Origin of the sequence: Sphingopyxis italica, from assembly GCF_011926545.1 — a bacterium.
Classification (GTDB): domain Bacteria; phylum Pseudomonadota; class Alphaproteobacteria; order Sphingomonadales; family Sphingomonadaceae; genus Sphingopyxis; species Sphingopyxis italica.
In genome coordinates this window covers 1,165,436-1,180,440 of record NZ_JAATIT010000001.1, presented here as the reverse complement: position 1 = coordinate 1,180,440, position 15,005 = coordinate 1,165,436, and the positions used below count along the sequence as shown (strand labels likewise).

Sequence of the window (15,005 nt, the reverse complement as noted above, 5' to 3'; positions counted from 1 at the left end):
TTTGGCAAGCGGGAGGATCGAGGGATGTCGTTTGTGCCAAAACAGCGTCGGTTGGTCGGCTGTCTCTTTCGCAAGATCAACAGATTGGCTATCGCTTTCCGCATGTACCAGACTTTGCAATCACCATCGTCAGACCGCAGCACCACGCGCCTTATGGTCTGGGTTGGCCTCTTCGCAAGCTTCACCTATCTCGTGCTTTCGGCATGGGCGCAAATCGTGTTCGGCGACCGTTATTTGTGGATGAGCGATGTTCGCCTGGTGTCGATCGCGGGAGGCACGCTGCTGTACGCGCATGCGCTGCGGTCGGCGATGCGGTCGCGGACCAGTGGTGGCGGTCTGGCGAGGCTGGCTCTCCATGTCGTCGGGGCATCGCTGATCATGCTGACGCTGCGTTATGTTGCCAACCGGACTTTGTCCGATACGCCCTTGACGATCGGTGAACATGTCATGTGGGTGCTCGTCTGGGCGGGCTATTTCGGGTTATGGGTCAGCGCGTTTCTGGAAATGGAATGGCGGAAGACCTCCACGGCACCCGTCATATGGACCCCTGTCGCCGCAGCCGGGGAGGTCGCAAGCGCCCGAACGCCGGTGCGTTCGCATCGGCTGGACGACAGCGAAGCCGAGGCATGGTCATGGATTATCGACGCGCTAGCCGACGAGATGTCGCGCCACGCGCCGGAAGCGCGAGCGGAATTGCTAAGCCATCTGCAGCGCCGCGCCGGCTATGAACTTGCCGACGACCTGAATGGTACCGCGATGGCGCATAATCGGCGCGTGGCGCTTGTGGAACGCCTGGCGCGGACAGGCGAACGGAGTTCGCGCTCCCCGCACTGACGTTCAGCGGCCGCCGCCGAACAATTGCCGTCCCGCCAGATCGAGCATGATTTCCTCGCTGCCCCCGCCGATCGCGTTGACGCGCACCTCGCGGTAGATGCGTTCGACCTTGCTGCCGGTGATGTAGGATGCGCCGCCCAGCACCTGCGCCGCTTCGCGCGCGACGGCCTCCAGCATCCGCGTCGCCTGCACCTTGAGCATCGCGAAGTCGGCGGGGCGGTCCTTGCCGGTCTTGACCTGCCACGCGCAGAGGTCGACCCAGGCCTGCGTCGCTTCGATCTGGCGCTCCATGTCGGCGAGCTTGATGCGAATCGACTGGTGACCGACGAGCGGCTTGCCGAAGGTCTCGCGCTGCCTGGCCCATTCCGCCGCCTCGGCCATCGCGACGCGGGCGTAGGCGCAGCAGCCCATCGCCATGCCGAGCCGCTCGCTGTTGAAGTTGCGCATGATGCCGATGAAGCCGCCGTTCTCGGTGCCGATGAGGTTTTCGGCGGGGACGCGCACGTCGCTGAAGTGGATCGCGGCGGTGTCGCTGCAGCGCCAGCCCATCTTGTCGAGCCTTGTGCGCTCGACGCCGGGCGAGGCCATGTCGATCAGCAGCAGCGAGATGCCCGCCGCGCCCGGTCCGCCGGTGCGCACCGCGCAGGTCAGCCAGTCGGCGCGCATGCCGCTGGTGATGAACATCTTGCCGCCGTTCACGACATAATGATCGCCGTCCCTGACCGCCGTGGTCTTGAGGTTCGCGACGTCGCTGCCGCCGCCCGCCTCGGTGATGCCTAGCGCGATGATCTTCTCGCCCGCGAGTACCGGCGGCGTGACGCGCTGTTTCAACTCTTCCGAACCCAGCGCGAGAATCGGCGGCAGGCCGATGCCGTGCGTCATCAGCGAAGCGCCAAGCCCTCCCGCGCCGACGGCCGCGAGCTCCTCGGTAACGACGAGGCTGTGAAAATTGTCGAAACCCTCGCTGTGCCCGCCATATCGCTCGGGATAGCGCAGGCCGAGGATGCCGGCATCGGCGGCCTTTTTGTGCAGCTCGCGCGGCAGTTCGCCCTCGGCCTCCCAGCGATCGATGTGCGGCGCGATCTCGCGCGTGACGAAGCGGCGGACGCTCTGCGCCAAGGCTTCGTGGGTTTCGTCGTAATAGGGCGAACGCGCGCGCCAGTCGTCGAAAGCTGTCATGCACCGATGCTGCGCGGCCTTGACGCTTGCGTCAAGCAAGGCTTGCACCGGCGGCTCAAGCACTTAAGGTCGCCTCCCATGAACAAGCCCTCCCTGCTCGCCGGCCTCGCCGCTTTCGCCCTTATCTCCACCCCCGCCATCGCACAGAAGTCGCCAGAGGCGGTTGCCGAGGCTGCGCTCAAGCAGGCGCCGGTGTTCGACGGACACAATGACGTGCCGTGGGCGCTGCGCGGGCGCGAGGGCAATATGATCAACAGCTTCGATTTCGAAGACACGACCGACACCGCGAAACCCGATGCCACCCCGCCCGAGGGTGCGATGCACACCGACCTCCAGCGGCTGCGCAAGGGCCGCGTCGGCGCGCAATTCTGGTCGGTCTATGTACCGAGCAATCCCGATGAGCCGCTCGCGGTGCAGCAGACGATCGAGCAGATCGACGTGATGAAGCGGCTCGTGGCGCGCTATCCGGACGAACTCATGCTCGCGTCGACCTCGGCCGAGCTCGAAAAGGGAATGAAAGCGGGCAAGATCGCCGGCATGCTCGGCATGGAGGGAGGCCATTCGATCGGCTCGAGCCTCGCGGTGCTGCGCCAGATGTACGATCTCGGCGCGCGTTATATGACGCTGACCCATTCGAAGAATTTGAGCTGGGCCGACGCTTCGACCGACGTGCCCGCGCACGACGGGCTCACCGATTTTGGCCGCCAGGTCGTTCGCGAAATGAACCGCATCGGGATGATCGTCGATCTGAGCCATGTCAGCGAAGCGACGATGAAGGACGCGCTGGAAACCTCGCACGCGCCGGTGATGTTCAGCCATTCGGGGGTGCGCGCGATCAATCCGCATCCGCGCAATGTCCCCGACAGTGTGCTGCCTGCCGTAAAGGCGAACGGCGGGATCGTGATGATCGTATTGCTGCCGGGCTTCCTCGATGCCGACGTCCGCGCGCAGGGCCTCGCGCGCACCGCCGAGGCGGCGCGGCTGAAGGCGATGTATCCGGGCGACCCGGCGGCGGCCGAGACGGCGCTCAAAACCTGGGACGCCGCCAATCCGGTGCCGACGACCGACGTCGCGAAGGTGGCGGACCATATCGATCATCTGAAAAAGACGATCGGGGTCGATCATATCGGGCTGGGCGGCGACTATGACGGAATGGATTCGGCGCCGGTCGGCATGGAGGATGTGTCGGGCTATCCGGCGCTCTTCGTCGAACTCGCGAAACGCGGCTACAGTCAGGCCGAGCTCGAAAAGATCGCCAGCGGCAACATGTTGCGCGTGCTGAAGGCGGTCGAAGCCTATGCCGCGAGCCAGAAGGGCCAGCCGCCGATCGAGACGCCGGTCGCGAAATAGGCTTCTCGATTCTCCGCTCGTGCTGAGCTTGTCGAAGCACCGTTCTTCCATCTGCGACGCCGAAAAGAAGAACGGCCCTTCGACAAGCTCAGGGTAAACGGATTTCAGGATTGCCCACGGACTTCCCGAACGGCCAGTGGACCGCCCCGCTGGCCCACAGCGCCCACCAGATGATCAGCGGCTGCGCGGCGAGGCGCGGGCCATGATACCACCAGCTTAAGGTCTCGCCGCCGATGGCGATATGGGCGAGCGCATGGTGGAAGTTCGCGGGCCAGACGCACAGCGCATAGAGCGCGAGGCCCCAACCGGCCGCCTTGCGCGTCGCCGGGATCATCAGGCCGACCGCGCCCGCGATCTCGGCGATGCCGGTCGCGGCGACGATCAGTTCGGGCCGCGGAACCCACGGCGGGGTGATCGCGAGGAAAGGCGCGGGCGTGACCAGATGGCGCCAGCCGGCATAGCCATAGGCGAGCGCGAGCAGTGCGCGCAGCGCGGTGCGGACCGGTTCCTTCACCGCCCCGTGGCTTGGAGCATCGCCTCGATGCTGGTGAATTTCTCGCGCGGATTGCCGTCGAGCGCGGCCGCGACCTCGGCCTCCTCGATCCGGCGCCAGTCGCGAAAGGTGACGGGCACGACGTCGCGGCTGGCGAGCAGCGCGTCGAGCCCGGGACGTCCGGCCTTGCCCGCGCCGCGGCCGATATCCTCCAGCACCATCTCGCCGATGCGCGCGCCGTCGGGCTTGTTCGTGCCGATCGTCCCCGACGGCCCGCGCCGCGCCCAGCCGACCGCGTAAAGTCCGGGCAGGATCCGCCCGTCGTCGCTCGCAAAGCGGCCGCGGCCATGTTCGTAGGGAACGCCGGGGATCGGCGGGGTCTGATAGCCGATGCAACTGATCACGAGCCCCGCGTCGACGGCATAGGTCTCCCCGGTGCCGTGGCTGCGAAGGTCGGCGTCGAGCGTGGTGCGTTCGACGATGACGCGTTGGACCTTGCCGTCTCCTTCGATCGCGACCGGCATCGCGAAAAAATCGAAATCGATCGTCACCGGCTTGGCGACGGGGTTGGCGGCGAAGCCGCGGAGGTGCGTCACCGACTTGCGCATCCCGGGTTCGAGCATCGCGTCGTCGCCCTCGGGAGGCAGGTCGGCGGGGTCGACGCGCGGGCTCGCGCGCTCGAGATGACCAAGCTCGCCGAGTTCCTTCGGCGTCATGGCGATCTGGTGCGGGCCGCGGCGGCCGAGGATCTGGATATGCCGCACCGCGCTCGCCGCCAGCGCATCGCGGGCGTGCGCGACGATGTCGCTGCCCCCGAATTCTTGCGGCGTCTTGGCGAGGATGCGCGCCACGTCCAATGCGACATTGCCGTTGCCGATCACCGCGACGCCGGGGGCTCCCAGTGGGGGATCGAGATCGGCGAAATCGGGATGGCCGTTATACCAGCCGACGAAGGCGGCGCTGCCGATCACGCCGCCCAAGTCGGCGCCGGGGATGTCGAGCGGGCGGTCGTTCGGTGCGCCGGTCGCGAGGATGACCGCGTCATAAAGCCCGACAAGCTCGTCGATCGTCACGTCGCTGCCGACCGAGACATGGCCGACGAAGCGGACATTGTCGGTGAGCGCCGTGCCTTCGTAGCGGCGCGACACCGCCTTGATCGACTGGTGGTCGGGGGCGACGCCCGTGCGGATCAGGCCATAGGGCACCGGCAGGCGGTCGATGACATCGACCGCGATATCGTCCGCTTTCTGCAATGTTTCGGCGGTGTAATAGCCCGCGGGCCCCGACCCGACGATCGCGACATGACGCATCAACCCACTCCTTCGGGTATCCGCGCCTGCGCGCGGCCCCCTTTTGTTATGGGGTGATGCTAGCGGCGAAATGCGGCAGGGCAAGCGGACTTGTACGGGCCGCCCCAGCGGCCTTGACAGCGCGGGCGCCGGGCCATATTGCGCCCGCCTCTGGTGCCCCGTCGTCTAATGGTAAGACTGCGGTTTCTGATACCGCCTATCGAGGTTCGAATCCTCGCGGGGCATCCAGCATCCTGCCGCCGCGATCATATGGGCGCGGGGAAAACTCCCCATCACCGACAGAGCGGCCGTTCCCGGCCGAAGCGGCGCGTTGGCGTGCGTGTGCTCGGCCGTTCACCCCGCGGGACGCGACGTTCGCCTGATCGGCCTGCGTTGGGCCGCATCGTCGCGACGATCGGCGGCGATACGCTCCAAGTGACGACCCGCCCGCGTTAGCGCCCCTTTCGAGAAGAAAAGGGGACGAAGATGATCGAGGCTACCCATGTCATAATGGCGGGAGGCCAGGAGGCGCCTGCCAAGGCGATCCTGATCGGCGGGCTGGCGGGCGGCGTTCTCGATCTGGGTTTCGCCTTTACGGCATGGGCGCTGAAAGGCGTCGGCCCGGCCGACATATTGCGGAGCATCGCGTCGGGGCTGCTGGGCCCCGCGGCGCGGACGGGCTTCGCTCCGGTGCCTTTGGGACTGGTGAGCCATTTCCTGCTCTCGTTCCTGTTCGCGGCGGCCTTCGTGCTCATCGCCGCGCGAGTCGCGCCGGTGGCGCGGCAATCGCCCTGGCTTACCGGGCCGCTCTACGGCGTCGCCGTCTATTTCGTGATGAACCGCGCGGTGCTGCCGCTCTCGAACTTCGCGGTGCCGCCCGGCGGCATGTCGCTCAGCTTCGCGGACCTTGCATCGCACATGTTCCTCTTCGGCCTGCCGATCGCGCTCGCGGCGCATCGCTGGGCCCGGCTCGCTTCATAAAAAACGGACAATAACAGGGAGAATCGACATGTTGGGCAAATTTCGACCGCGTCACTATCTGCTTTCGACGACATTGCTTGGAAGCGCCGTCTGTATATCGCCGGCCTATGCGCAGGACGTGCCGGGCGGCGAGACGGTGATCGAGGATGCGTCGCCGATCGTCGTCACCGGATCGCGCATCCAGAACCCCAATCTCGAACAGTCGAGTCCCGTCCAGGTCGTGGGCGAGAGTGAAATCGGGCTGCGTCAGGCGACCAATGCCGAGGAGCTGATCGGCGATCTGCCCGGCGTGTCGCCCGGCGCCAACAGCGCGGTCAACAACGGCGGCGCGGGCTTCGCGTCGCTCAACCTGCGCGGCGTCGGCACCAACCGCAACCTCGTGCTGCTCGACGGAACGCGGCTCGTGCCCTCGTCGCTGCTCAGCGAGACCGACCTCAATATCATTCCCGTCGCGCTGATCGAGCGCGCCGAGATCGTGACCGGCGGCGCCTCGTCGGTCTATGGCGCCGACGCGATCGCCGGCGTCGCGAATTTCATCACCAAGCGCGACTTTGCGGGGGTCGAGCTGGCCAGTACGGTCGGCATCACCGAGCGCGGCGACGGCGCGCGCTATCGCTTCGACGTGACGGTCGGCGCCAATTTCGACGACGGTCGCGGCAATGCGGTGCTGAACATCGGCTATCAGAAGGTCGAGCCGGTGTTCCAAGGGGGACGCGCGGTTTCGCGCGACACCTATTTCCTCGACGGCAGCCTGGTGGGTTCGGGGACGACGACCCCGACGCGCATCAACAATCGCATCTACAATCCCGCCGACGGCGCGCTGCGCGACTATGTGGGGTCGCGCGACGCGTATAATTTCGCGCCCGCCAATTATTTTCAGACCCCGCTCGAACGCTACAACATGTTCGGCGCGGCGCAATACGAGGTCGCCGACGGCATCGAAATCTATGCGAAGGGCATGTTCACCCGGTCGAAGGTGCAACTGAGCCTCGCGTCGTCGGGAATGTTCGGCGACACATGGCAATTGCCGCTGAACAACCCGTTCCTGCCCGATGCGGTGCGGTCGGAGGTTTGCGCGTCGAACGCGATCTCGGCCGCCGACTGCGCCGCGGCGGGCGCTGCGACCAGTCCGAACGATCCCGCGTACCGCGAGGTCGCGGCGGTGATCAACCGCCGCTTCATCGAGGCCGGGCCGCGCATCCGCAACCTGACGACCAATCAGTTCCAGGTCTGGGCCGGCGTTCGCGGGTCGATCACCGATGCGATCGATTTCGACGTTTATGGTCTTCATGGCGAATCGGACCGCAAGAACAGCAATATCAACTGGGGCCTGAAATCGCGCGTGCAGCAGGCGCTGCGCGCGAACAGCACGACCGAATGCGCCGATCCGGCGAACGGGTGCGTGCCGATCAACCTCTTCGGCGACGGCACCGATATTTCGCAAGAGGCGATCGCCTTCTTCAACCAGCCGGCGGGATCGACGGTGAGCACGCGCCTTTCGGTCGTCAGCGGCAGCATCTCGGGCGAGCTGGGCAATTTCCTTGCCGGGGAAACGCCGATCGGATTCGCGCTGGGCGCCGAATATCGCAAATATGGCGCGTCGCAGGTGTCCGACGTCGCCTTTGGAACGCAGGACGAAGTGCTCGGCACGGGCGCGCCGTCGCCCTCTTTTTCGGGCACCTATGATGTGAAGGAAATCTTCGGCGAACTGATCGTGCCGATCGTCGAGGATGTGCCCGGCATCTATAGCCTGACCGCCGAAGCGGGCATCCGCCTGTCGGACTATTCGAACACGGGCACCAGCACGACGTGGAAGGCGGGCGGCACGTGGGAGCCGTTCCGCGGCTACAAGCTGCGCGGTATCTACCAGCACTCGGTGCGGTCGCCGAATATTTCGGAGCTCTTCACGCCGATCACCACGGGCCTTGCGAACCTCGCCGAAGATCCGTGCCAGGGTTCGAGCCCCGTCGGCAACGCCGCGCTCACCGCGATCTGTATCGCGCAGGGCGCCCCTCCCGGCACGATCGGGAATATTCCGTCGCCTTCGTCGGGCCAGATCAACCAGACGGCGGGCGGCAACCCGAACCTCGATGTCGAAATCGCCGATTCCTATACGCTGGGGCTGGTCGTGACGCCGCCGCAGGTGCCAGGGCTCGCGATTACGGCCGACTATTATCATATCAAGATCACCGACGCGATCACGCTGCCGACGCCGAACGACGTCTTCGGCCCCTGTTTCGAAGAGGGCGACGCGGCGGCGTGCGCGCTCATCCGCCGCAATCCGCTCAACGGCTCGCTGAATGGCGGGGGCGATACGCCGGGCCAGATCGCGCTGCTCACCAATCAGGGGACGATCACCACCTCGGGCGTCGATCTGCGCATCAACTACGGCTTGCCCACCGGCTTCGGGCGGCTCAACTTCGACCTGTCGGGCAATTGGACCGAGCAGTCGAAATTCAAGGCGTCGCCAACGAGCATAAACCGGGAATGCGTCGGCCAGTACAGCACGAACTGCGGCTTCTTCGCCGGCGAAATCACCCCCAAATACAGCTTCAACGTGCGCGCGACGGCGCAGATAGACGATTTTGGCGACATTTCGCTGCTGTGGCGCTGGCTCGATGGCGCCGATTATGAGCGCATATTGGATGCCGAAGGGATCGAACCCGACTATCTGCACATCCCGAGCTACAGCTATTTTGACCTGACGTACCGGGCCAAGGTCGCCGACATCTTCACGCTCACGCTGTCGGTCCAGAACCTGCTCGACAAGAATCCGCCGCTCGTCAGCAACTATGTCGGGACGACGGCGCTCAATTCGGGGAACACCTATCCGACCACCTATGACGTCCTCGGACGCCGTTACAGCCTGACCGCGAGCATGCGCTTTTAAGGGTCACGCTTCCGGCGCCGGGGCTCAGTCCCCCTCGGCGCCGATCCGGTGTGCGGACGAAGGGTGGTGCCTTCGTCCGCGCATCACATTCGACCCCCTCCGCCCCTCCTTTGGGGAGGGTGAACGCGCGATTTCTGCGGCCGAACGTCGGTCGACAGCCATGCGCCTTCCTGCGATAATCGCGCGATGAACCAGGTCGCGGCCTTTCCCCCCACCACCGTCTACGAACTGGCCACGACCGGCCGGCCGGCCAGCCTCGAACGGCAGCGGCGGCAGGTGATCCTCTGGCTTACGGGCGCCTTCTGGGGCCTGCACACGCTGGCGCTGTGGACCGCCGATGTGCTCGATCATCATCCGCATCTGCTGCGGGCGACCGCGGTGCGGCTGATGCTCATGGCGATCGGCCTCGCGCTTTGCTTCGCCATTCACATGATATTGCAGAAGCTGAGCCGGCGGGGCTGGCGCCAAAAGGCGCCGATCGTCTTCTTCGCCTCGCTCATCGCGGCCGAACTCTTCGCCTGGTGCACCTATTTCGCGCTGGTTTATGCGAGAGGCGAACCGGTCCAGCTTGCGATCGACGGCAGCGCGGTGATCCGCACCCTCGTGCCCTGGACCTGGTTCTTTCTGGCGTGGGTCGGCCTCTATCTCGCCGTTCAATATGGTTTCGAGGCGCGCGCGGAGGAGCGGCGATCGGCGCAGCTTCGCACGATGGCGCAGTCGGCCAAGCTTCAAGCGCTCCATTACCAGATCAATCCGCATTTCCTGTTCAACAGCTTCAACGCGGTATCGGCGCTGATCCTCGATGGCCGCGCCGAGGACGCCAATGCGATGGTCGAACGGCTGGCGAGTTTTTTCCGAGTCAACCTCGCCACCAATCCCGACGTCGACATTTCGCTGGCGGAGGAGGTCGCGTTGCAGGCGACCTATCTCGAAATCGAGCGGACGCGCTATCCCGACCTCGACATCCGGATCGACCTGCCTCGGGCGCTCGGCCGCACGGCGGTGCCGGCCTTTCTCTTGCAACCGCTGGTCGAAAATGCCGTCAAACACGGCGCCGGAACGGTCGGCGCCGGGGACGCGTGGATCGCGATCACGGCGCGAGAGGACCAGGGCCAGCTGAAGATCGTGGTCGAAAACAGCTGTTCGCCGTCGGCGCTTCATACGGGCGTTTGCGGCACGCAGACCGGCCTCCGCAACGTCCGCGACCGGCTGTCCAATCGCTTTGGCGCGGACGCGAAACTGTCGACCGAGCGGTTACCCGCGTCGCGCTTTCGCGCGACGCTCGAATTGCCGCTGGGATATGCCGGGTGACGATAAGGGTCCTGACCGTGGACGATGAGCCGCTCGCGCTGCGGCGGCTCGAGCTGATCCTCGCGAAGCTTCCCGAGGTTGAACATGTCGGGTCGGCGAGCGGTTGCCGGGAGGCCGTCGCGAAGATCGCCGAGTTGCAACCCGACATCGTGCTGCTCGACATCAAGATGCGCGACGGAACGGGTTTCGACGTCCTCAGCCGGCTCCCCGAGGATGGGGTCCCCGGGGTCATTTTCACGACGGCGTTCGATCATTTCGCCGTTCGCGCCTTCGAGGCGCATGCGATCGATTATATCCTCAAGCCGATCGAAATTTCGCGGTTGCGCGCGGCGATCGACCGGTCGCGCGACCGGCTCGCCGCGGTCGATGCGCGCGAACAGATTGCCCAGATGCGCGCCGTGATCGACGACCTGCGCGCGGGCTATCACGAGCAGGGAGTGCAGCCACGCAACGACGAACTGTGGCTGCGCGGCACCGCGGGCGCGCTGACCTGTATCCAGCGTGCCGACATCGACATGATCACCGCCGAGGATGATTATGTCCGGCTGCACACCGCCTCCGCATCCTATCTGCTGCGCGGGTCGATCAGGGCGGCGCAGGCCGATCTCGACCTTCCCGAAGAGGAGTTCGTCCGCGTGCATCGCCGCGCGCTGCTGCGGCGAAGCGCGATCGCGAGCGTCCGGCGGTCGGCCGGGAAAGGCGTGCGCGTGATCCTGCGCAACGGCACCGACGTCGGCGCGGGGCGGGTCTACGCCAAAAAATTGCTCCGTTCGCTCCCGGCGGTCGGCTGACCGTCGATCGACGGTAATTTCCGCCGGTTTCGGGGGGGGGCTGCTGCTCTGGTTCGGCACGCAGCGCTGGCGGCAGGCTTAGGGCACCGAACGCCTAGCTGGTGGGCACGTCCTCGCCGTCGATGCCCTGATATTTGAGCTGGAGATAGCGTTCGCGCGTCGCGAGCTTGTCGAGTTCGCCCGCCGCGAGGTTGCGCGCCGCATTGCCGATCTCGCCCTCGAGCATCTTCAATCCGCCGACGAGCGTCTCGTCGGGGGTGCGGCCGGCGTGTGCTTCGGTGCGGAGGCCCGCGGGAATGCGCTGGTAGCCCGCGACGAGCTCGGGCAGATCCTCGCCGACGAGCTTGCGGATATTGGCCGCCGCGGGGCTCGATGCGTCGAGCGTCTGGAGTTGCGGCGCGAGCAGGTCGAGCTGGACGCCGATGCCGTCGACGAGCTGGCGTGCGGGAGCAGGAAGCGCCGGGCGCTGCGCCTCGAGCCAGATTTCGGTGCGGCCCGCGAGCTGCTTGAGGTCGGCCTTGGGCAGATCGGCCTGGCGCGGTTCGGGGAAAGGCGACCGGCCGAACAGCACCGCGACGCCGATCAGCAAGGCGGTCACCGCCATCACGCCAACGCCGCCGAGCGGTTGGATGATAAGGCCGAATAAAGCTGCCGCGAGGAGCACCACTCCGCCTGCGATGAACATGCGGCCGATCTTTTTGAACAGATGCTGGCGGCGCAGCGCTACGCTCTTCGTCCCGATCGGGCGCCGGCGCTCGCGCGACCGTTCGATTGCTGAGGCTGCCGTAATCCGGATCTTGTCGACTTCGCTCATGCTCATCGCCTAGCCTTCGAGCGCGGCGAGCGGGCTGTCGGCGCTGCCGACGCTGGCCTGCGCCTGGCTCGCGCCTTCGGCGCGCGCGATATAGCCTTTCGACTTGGCGACCTCGCCCTCGAGCGAGGTGACGGTCGTCTTCATGCTGTCGAGTGCCTTCAGCTTGAAAGTGTCGATCGCGTCCATCGTGTCATAGATATTCTGGAAGGCGCGCTGCAGTGTTTCCATCGGGATGGTGCTCGACGCCGCCTGCTCGTGGATGCGCGCGGTATTGTCCTTGAGCATTTTCGACGTGCCGTCGATGATGTTCGCGGTCGTCGCGTTCAATGCGGTGATCTGTTCGAGCACCAGCTTCTGGTTCGTCATCGCCTGCGCGACGGTGATCGCGGTCTTGAGCGCGCCGACGGTCGTCGTGCTTGCGCGGTCGACGCCCTTCACCAGTTCGACATTATTCTTTTTGACGAGGTCGAGCGCGAGATAGCCCTGCACCGTCACCGCCATTTGCGTGAGCAGGTCCTGCGTGCGCTGGCGCGCGTAGAAGAGCGCGTTTTCGCGCAGCACCTTGGCTTTCGCGGGATCGACGCCGTCGAGCTCGTTCGCCTTGGCCTCGAGCTTTTCGTCGAGCGTCTGGGCGATGTGGACCATCTGCTCGAGCTTGCCCATCGATTCCCACATCTTGCGGCGCTCGACGTCGATCGCCGCATTGTCCATGAGCAGCTCGTCCTTGCCGTTCGACAGCGCGGTCAGGATGCCGCCGATATGCGTCTGCGCGCTGCGGTACTGGGCGAAATAATTGTTGATCTTGCCGCCGAAGATCTTGTCGAGAAAGCCGCGTTTCGAAATGAGCTTGCCGTTCGCCGACGGATCGAGCCGCTCGACCGTGGTGCGCAGCTCGATCAGATTCTGACCGATGTCGGTATCGCGGTCCATCGCGCGGATCGGCCGATCGAGGAAGCGGTTCGAATGGCTCGCTGCCTCCAGCATCTCCTTGCGGCCCATGTTGGTGATCTGGTCGACCTTTTGTCCGAAGGCGGGCGAATTGACGTCCTGCGCGACGAGGTCGTCGATAAATCCGTCGACGCGCTCGCCGAGTTTCGACTTCTGGTCGGTCGACAGCGGGACGAGACCGGCCGCCTTTTCAGGAGAAACCGACGGCACGGGTTCGGGCGGGGTCAGCTGCAGCTCGTCGGTTGCGGTTGCCGTCGCGGTCACTTCGCTCATTCGTCTTCCTTCCAGCCACCCAAGAGAGAACCTGGGCCGCCTGCCAATATGGCATGCGCACCTGTGTTATTCAAGCACTACACCTTTTCCGCCCTGAGCGCCGGAGCGATCCAGGCGGACAGGATCAACTGCGCCATATGATAGACGAGGATCGGAACGAGCACCATGCCGGCGATGGCGGGCGCGAAAAGCGTTGCCGCGAGCGGTGCGCCGACCGCGATGCTCTTCTGCGCGCCCGCAAAGAGCAGGGTGATGCGATCGGCACGCGCGAGTTTGAGTAGCCCGCCGAGCGCCCAGGCGCTGCCGAAGGAGAGCGCGAGCAGCGCTGCGACCGCAAGGAGGACGATAGCGATCTCGCGTCCGTCGAGCAGGCCCCAGATGCCTGCGACGACCGCAGCCGAGAAGGCGACATAGACAGCGATCGCGATCGCGCTCCGGTCCATGAAGGTGGCAAGGCCGCGATGCGCGAGCACCCACGGCCGCAGCCAGCGCTGCATGAGCTGCCCCGCGACGAACGGCACGAGCAGGATCGAGACGATGCGCAGCACCGCTTCGCCATGGATATCGCCCTGGTTGCCTGCGAGCAGCGCGAAGAGCAAAGGCGAGAGCGCGACGCCGCTGAGGTTGAGCAGCGCCGCCGCGACGACGCTCGCCGCGACATTGCCGCCGGCGAGGCTCGATGCGGCGGTCGCCGATTGGACGGTCGAGGGTAGGATGCCAAGGAAAAGGAAGCCGAGCGCGAGCGTCGCGGGCAGGAGGGAGGCGGTCGCCGCCTGCGCGGCAAGGCCGAGCAGCGCCATGCCGCCGAAGCAGAAGGCGAGCGCGCTCCCCTGCAATTTCCAGTTTCGGATACCGTGAAGCACTTCCTCGCGCGGCAGACGCACGCCGTTGAGGAAGAAGAGGAAGATGATCGCCGCGGTCGAAATCGCCTGCGCGACCGGCACCGCCGCGCCGCGCACCGGCAGCAGGCTGGCGAGCAGGATCGTCGCGAGCAGCACGGGAACGAAGCGGTCGGGGAAGAGGCGGGCGAGCATGAAGGCGAGCGATGGCGGGATGCGGCGGGGTTGGCAAGCGGCCTGCTGGATTCCCTCATCCGTTCGCAACTCGACACGAACGGAAACGAGGGTATGCAAGCGCGATGGCCCAAATCCTCATCCTCGCCGCGCTTCCCGAAGAAGCCGACGCCCTATTCGCCGGCGAAGGCACGAAGGACGAAGGCCCTTTCGCCGTCCGCCGCCTCGAGGCGCAGGGCCTTGCGCTCGCCATCGCGACCTGCGGGCTCGGCAAGGTCAACGCCGCGCTGTGCGCCGGTGCGTTGGCGGGCGGTGCCGACATGCTGTTGATGACCGGCACATGCGGGTCGCTCGGCGCCGCGCCAGGCGCTTACTGGATCGCCGAAGCGTTGCAGCATGATTATGGCGCCAATCAGCCCGGCCTCTTTCGTCGTTACCGTGCGGGCGACTGGCCGATCGGCGAAGCCGGAGAGGCGCATTTCACCGCGATGGCCGATCCGGGACTCGGCCTGCCGCATGCGCGGATCGCGAGCGGCGACAGCTTCGTCGCTTGCCCCGACGCCGCCGCCGACCTCGCGGCGCTTGGCGCCACGCTCGTCGACATGGAGGTCGGCGCGGTCGCGCAGGTCGCGTGGCGGCTCGGCAAGCCCTGGGCCGCGATCAAGGCCGTGACCGACGAGGCGAATGACGCCAGCGCGGGCGATTTCCACGCCAATCTGGTCCGCGCGGCACGCGCCGCGGCGGGCGAAATCGAACGCCTGCTCGAACGGCTTTGACCACCGGCAATTTTGTTGCGCCGCAGCACCGCTTCTGTTAGGGGCGCGGCGTTTCGCGGCGCT

General features: G+C 66.0%; 13 protein-coding genes and 1 tRNA gene. 8 read left to right on the top strand and 6 right to left on the bottom strand.

The window, feature by feature from the left end:
- The first annotated feature begins 24 nt into the window (after positions 1-24).
- The gene (locus GGR90_RS05280; RefSeq protein ID WP_167919949.1) at positions 25-834 is read left to right on the top strand and encodes a hypothetical protein; all 810 of its coding nucleotides are present in this window, start codon (positions 25-27) and stop codon (positions 832-834) included.
- Positions 835-837: 3 nt separating this feature from the next.
- On the opposite strand, the gene GGR90_RS05275 is transcribed toward GGR90_RS05280, so the two are convergent.
- Positions 838-2,013, bottom strand: a complete 1,176-nt coding sequence (locus GGR90_RS05275) for an acyl-CoA dehydrogenase family protein (protein ID WP_167919947.1) — start codon at positions 2,011-2,013, stop codon at positions 838-840.
- 78 nt (positions 2,014-2,091) lie between these two features.
- Here GGR90_RS05275 and GGR90_RS05270 point away from each other — a divergent pair, with 78 nt between their 5' ends.
- On the top strand, positions 2,092-3,363 hold the full coding sequence (locus GGR90_RS05270; protein ID WP_167919945.1) for a dipeptidase: 1,272 nt from the start codon (positions 2,092-2,094) through the stop codon (positions 3,361-3,363).
- Between the two features lie 88 nt (positions 3,364-3,451).
- Here GGR90_RS05270 and GGR90_RS05265 read toward each other — a convergent pair whose 3' ends face one another.
- Both GGR90_RS05265 and GGR90_RS05260 read right to left on the bottom strand, forming a co-directional pair.
- Entirely contained in the window at positions 3,452-3,877 is a 426-nt protein-coding gene (locus GGR90_RS05265) for a DoxX family protein (protein WP_342449888.1), read from the bottom strand.
- Complete coding sequence (locus GGR90_RS05260; protein ID WP_167919943.1) at positions 3,874-5,166, bottom strand: FAD-dependent oxidoreductase; 1,293 nt, start codon at positions 5,164-5,166, stop codon at positions 3,874-3,876. The genes GGR90_RS05265 and GGR90_RS05260 overlap by 4 nt, the downstream gene beginning before the upstream one ends.
- 154 nt (positions 5,167-5,320) lie before the next feature.
- Here GGR90_RS05260 and GGR90_RS05255 point away from each other — a divergent pair.
- The 5 genes from GGR90_RS05255 to GGR90_RS05235 all read left to right on the top strand — a co-directional run bounded on the left by GGR90_RS05255 (position 5,321) and on the right by GGR90_RS05235 (position 11,118).
- Positions 5,321-5,394 (top strand) — tRNA-Gln (locus tag GGR90_RS05255).
- A 237-nt stretch (positions 5,395-5,631) separates the two neighbouring features.
- Positions 5,632-6,126, top strand: coding sequence for a hypothetical protein (locus tag GGR90_RS05250; protein ID WP_167919941.1), 495 nt, complete (start codon positions 5,632-5,634; stop codon positions 6,124-6,126).
- Positions 6,127-6,154: 28 nt separating this feature from the next.
- Positions 6,155-9,016 carry a TonB-dependent receptor domain-containing protein gene (locus GGR90_RS05245; protein ID WP_167919939.1) on the top strand — a complete coding sequence of 954 codons (2,862 nt, stop codon included), beginning with the start codon at positions 6,155-6,157 and terminating at the stop codon, positions 9,014-9,016.
- Positions 9,017-9,202: 186 nt separating this feature from the next.
- Positions 9,203-10,327, top strand: coding sequence for a sensor histidine kinase (locus GGR90_RS05240; RefSeq protein ID WP_167919937.1), 1,125 nt, complete (start codon positions 9,203-9,205; stop codon positions 10,325-10,327).
- On the top strand, positions 10,324-11,118 hold the full coding sequence (locus GGR90_RS05235) for a response regulator (protein ID WP_167919935.1): 795 nt from the start codon (positions 10,324-10,326) through the stop codon (positions 11,116-11,118). The genes GGR90_RS05240 and GGR90_RS05235 overlap by 4 nt, the downstream gene beginning before the upstream one ends.
- 94 nt (positions 11,119-11,212) lie before the next feature.
- Here GGR90_RS05235 and GGR90_RS05230 read toward each other — a convergent pair whose 3' ends face one another.
- The 3 genes from GGR90_RS05230 to GGR90_RS05220 form a co-directional block, all read right to left on the bottom strand.
- Positions 11,213-11,932 (bottom strand): hypothetical protein, encoded by a 720-nt coding sequence (locus GGR90_RS05230; protein WP_245198396.1) that lies wholly within the window; start codon positions 11,930-11,932, stop codon positions 11,213-11,215.
- Positions 11,933-11,941: 9 nt separating this feature from the next.
- Positions 11,942-13,153, bottom strand: coding sequence for a toxic anion resistance protein (locus GGR90_RS05225; RefSeq protein WP_167919931.1), 1,212 nt, complete (start codon positions 13,151-13,153; stop codon positions 11,942-11,944).
- A 77-nt stretch (positions 13,154-13,230) separates the two neighbouring features.
- Complete coding sequence (locus tag GGR90_RS05220; protein ID WP_167919929.1) at positions 13,231-14,187, bottom strand: bile acid:sodium symporter family protein; 957 nt, start codon at positions 14,185-14,187, stop codon at positions 13,231-13,233.
- Positions 14,188-14,291: 104 nt separating this feature from the next.
- Here GGR90_RS05220 and GGR90_RS05215 point away from each other — a divergent pair, with 104 nt between their 5' ends.
- Positions 14,292-14,942: a 5'-methylthioadenosine/S-adenosylhomocysteine nucleosidase family protein gene (locus GGR90_RS05215; protein ID WP_167919927.1), complete on the top strand. Its 651-nt coding sequence runs from the start codon at positions 14,292-14,294 to the stop codon at positions 14,940-14,942.
- The last annotated feature ends 63 nt before the right edge of the window (positions 14,943-15,005 follow it).

Bases quoted from the DNA above. Each gene is read 5' to 3' on its own strand.
- GGR90_RS05280 (WP_167919949.1), top strand. From the start codon at position 25: ATGTCGTTTGTGCCAAAACAGCGTCGGTTGGTCGGCTGTCTCTTTCGC.
- GGR90_RS05275 (WP_167919947.1), bottom strand. From the start codon at position 2,013: ATGACAGCTTTCGACGACTGGCGCGCGCGTTCGCCCTATTACGACGAA.
- GGR90_RS05270 (WP_167919945.1), top strand. From the start codon at position 2,092: ATGAACAAGCCCTCCCTGCTCGCCGGCCTCGCCGCTTTCGCCCTTATC.
- GGR90_RS05260 (WP_167919943.1), bottom strand. From the start codon at position 5,166: ATGCGTCATGTCGCGATCGTCGGGTCGGGGCCCGCGGGCTATTACACC.
- GGR90_RS05250 (WP_167919941.1), top strand. From the start codon at position 5,632: ATGATCGAGGCTACCCATGTCATAATGGCGGGAGGCCAGGAGGCGCCT.
- GGR90_RS05245 (WP_167919939.1), top strand. From the start codon at position 6,155: ATGTTGGGCAAATTTCGACCGCGTCACTATCTGCTTTCGACGACATTG.
- GGR90_RS05240 (WP_167919937.1), top strand. From the start codon at position 9,203: ATGAACCAGGTCGCGGCCTTTCCCCCCACCACCGTCTACGAACTGGCC.
- GGR90_RS05230 (WP_245198396.1), bottom strand. From the start codon at position 11,932: ATGAGCGAAGTCGACAAGATCCGGATTACGGCAGCCTCAGCAATCGAA.
- GGR90_RS05225 (WP_167919931.1), bottom strand. From the start codon at position 13,153: ATGAGCGAAGTGACCGCGACGGCAACCGCAACCGACGAGCTGCAGCTG.
- GGR90_RS05220 (WP_167919929.1), bottom strand. From the start codon at position 14,187: ATGCTCGCCCGCCTCTTCCCCGACCGCTTCGTTCCCGTGCTGCTCGCG.
- GGR90_RS05215 (WP_167919927.1), top strand. From the start codon at position 14,292: ATGGCCCAAATCCTCATCCTCGCCGCGCTTCCCGAAGAAGCCGACGCC.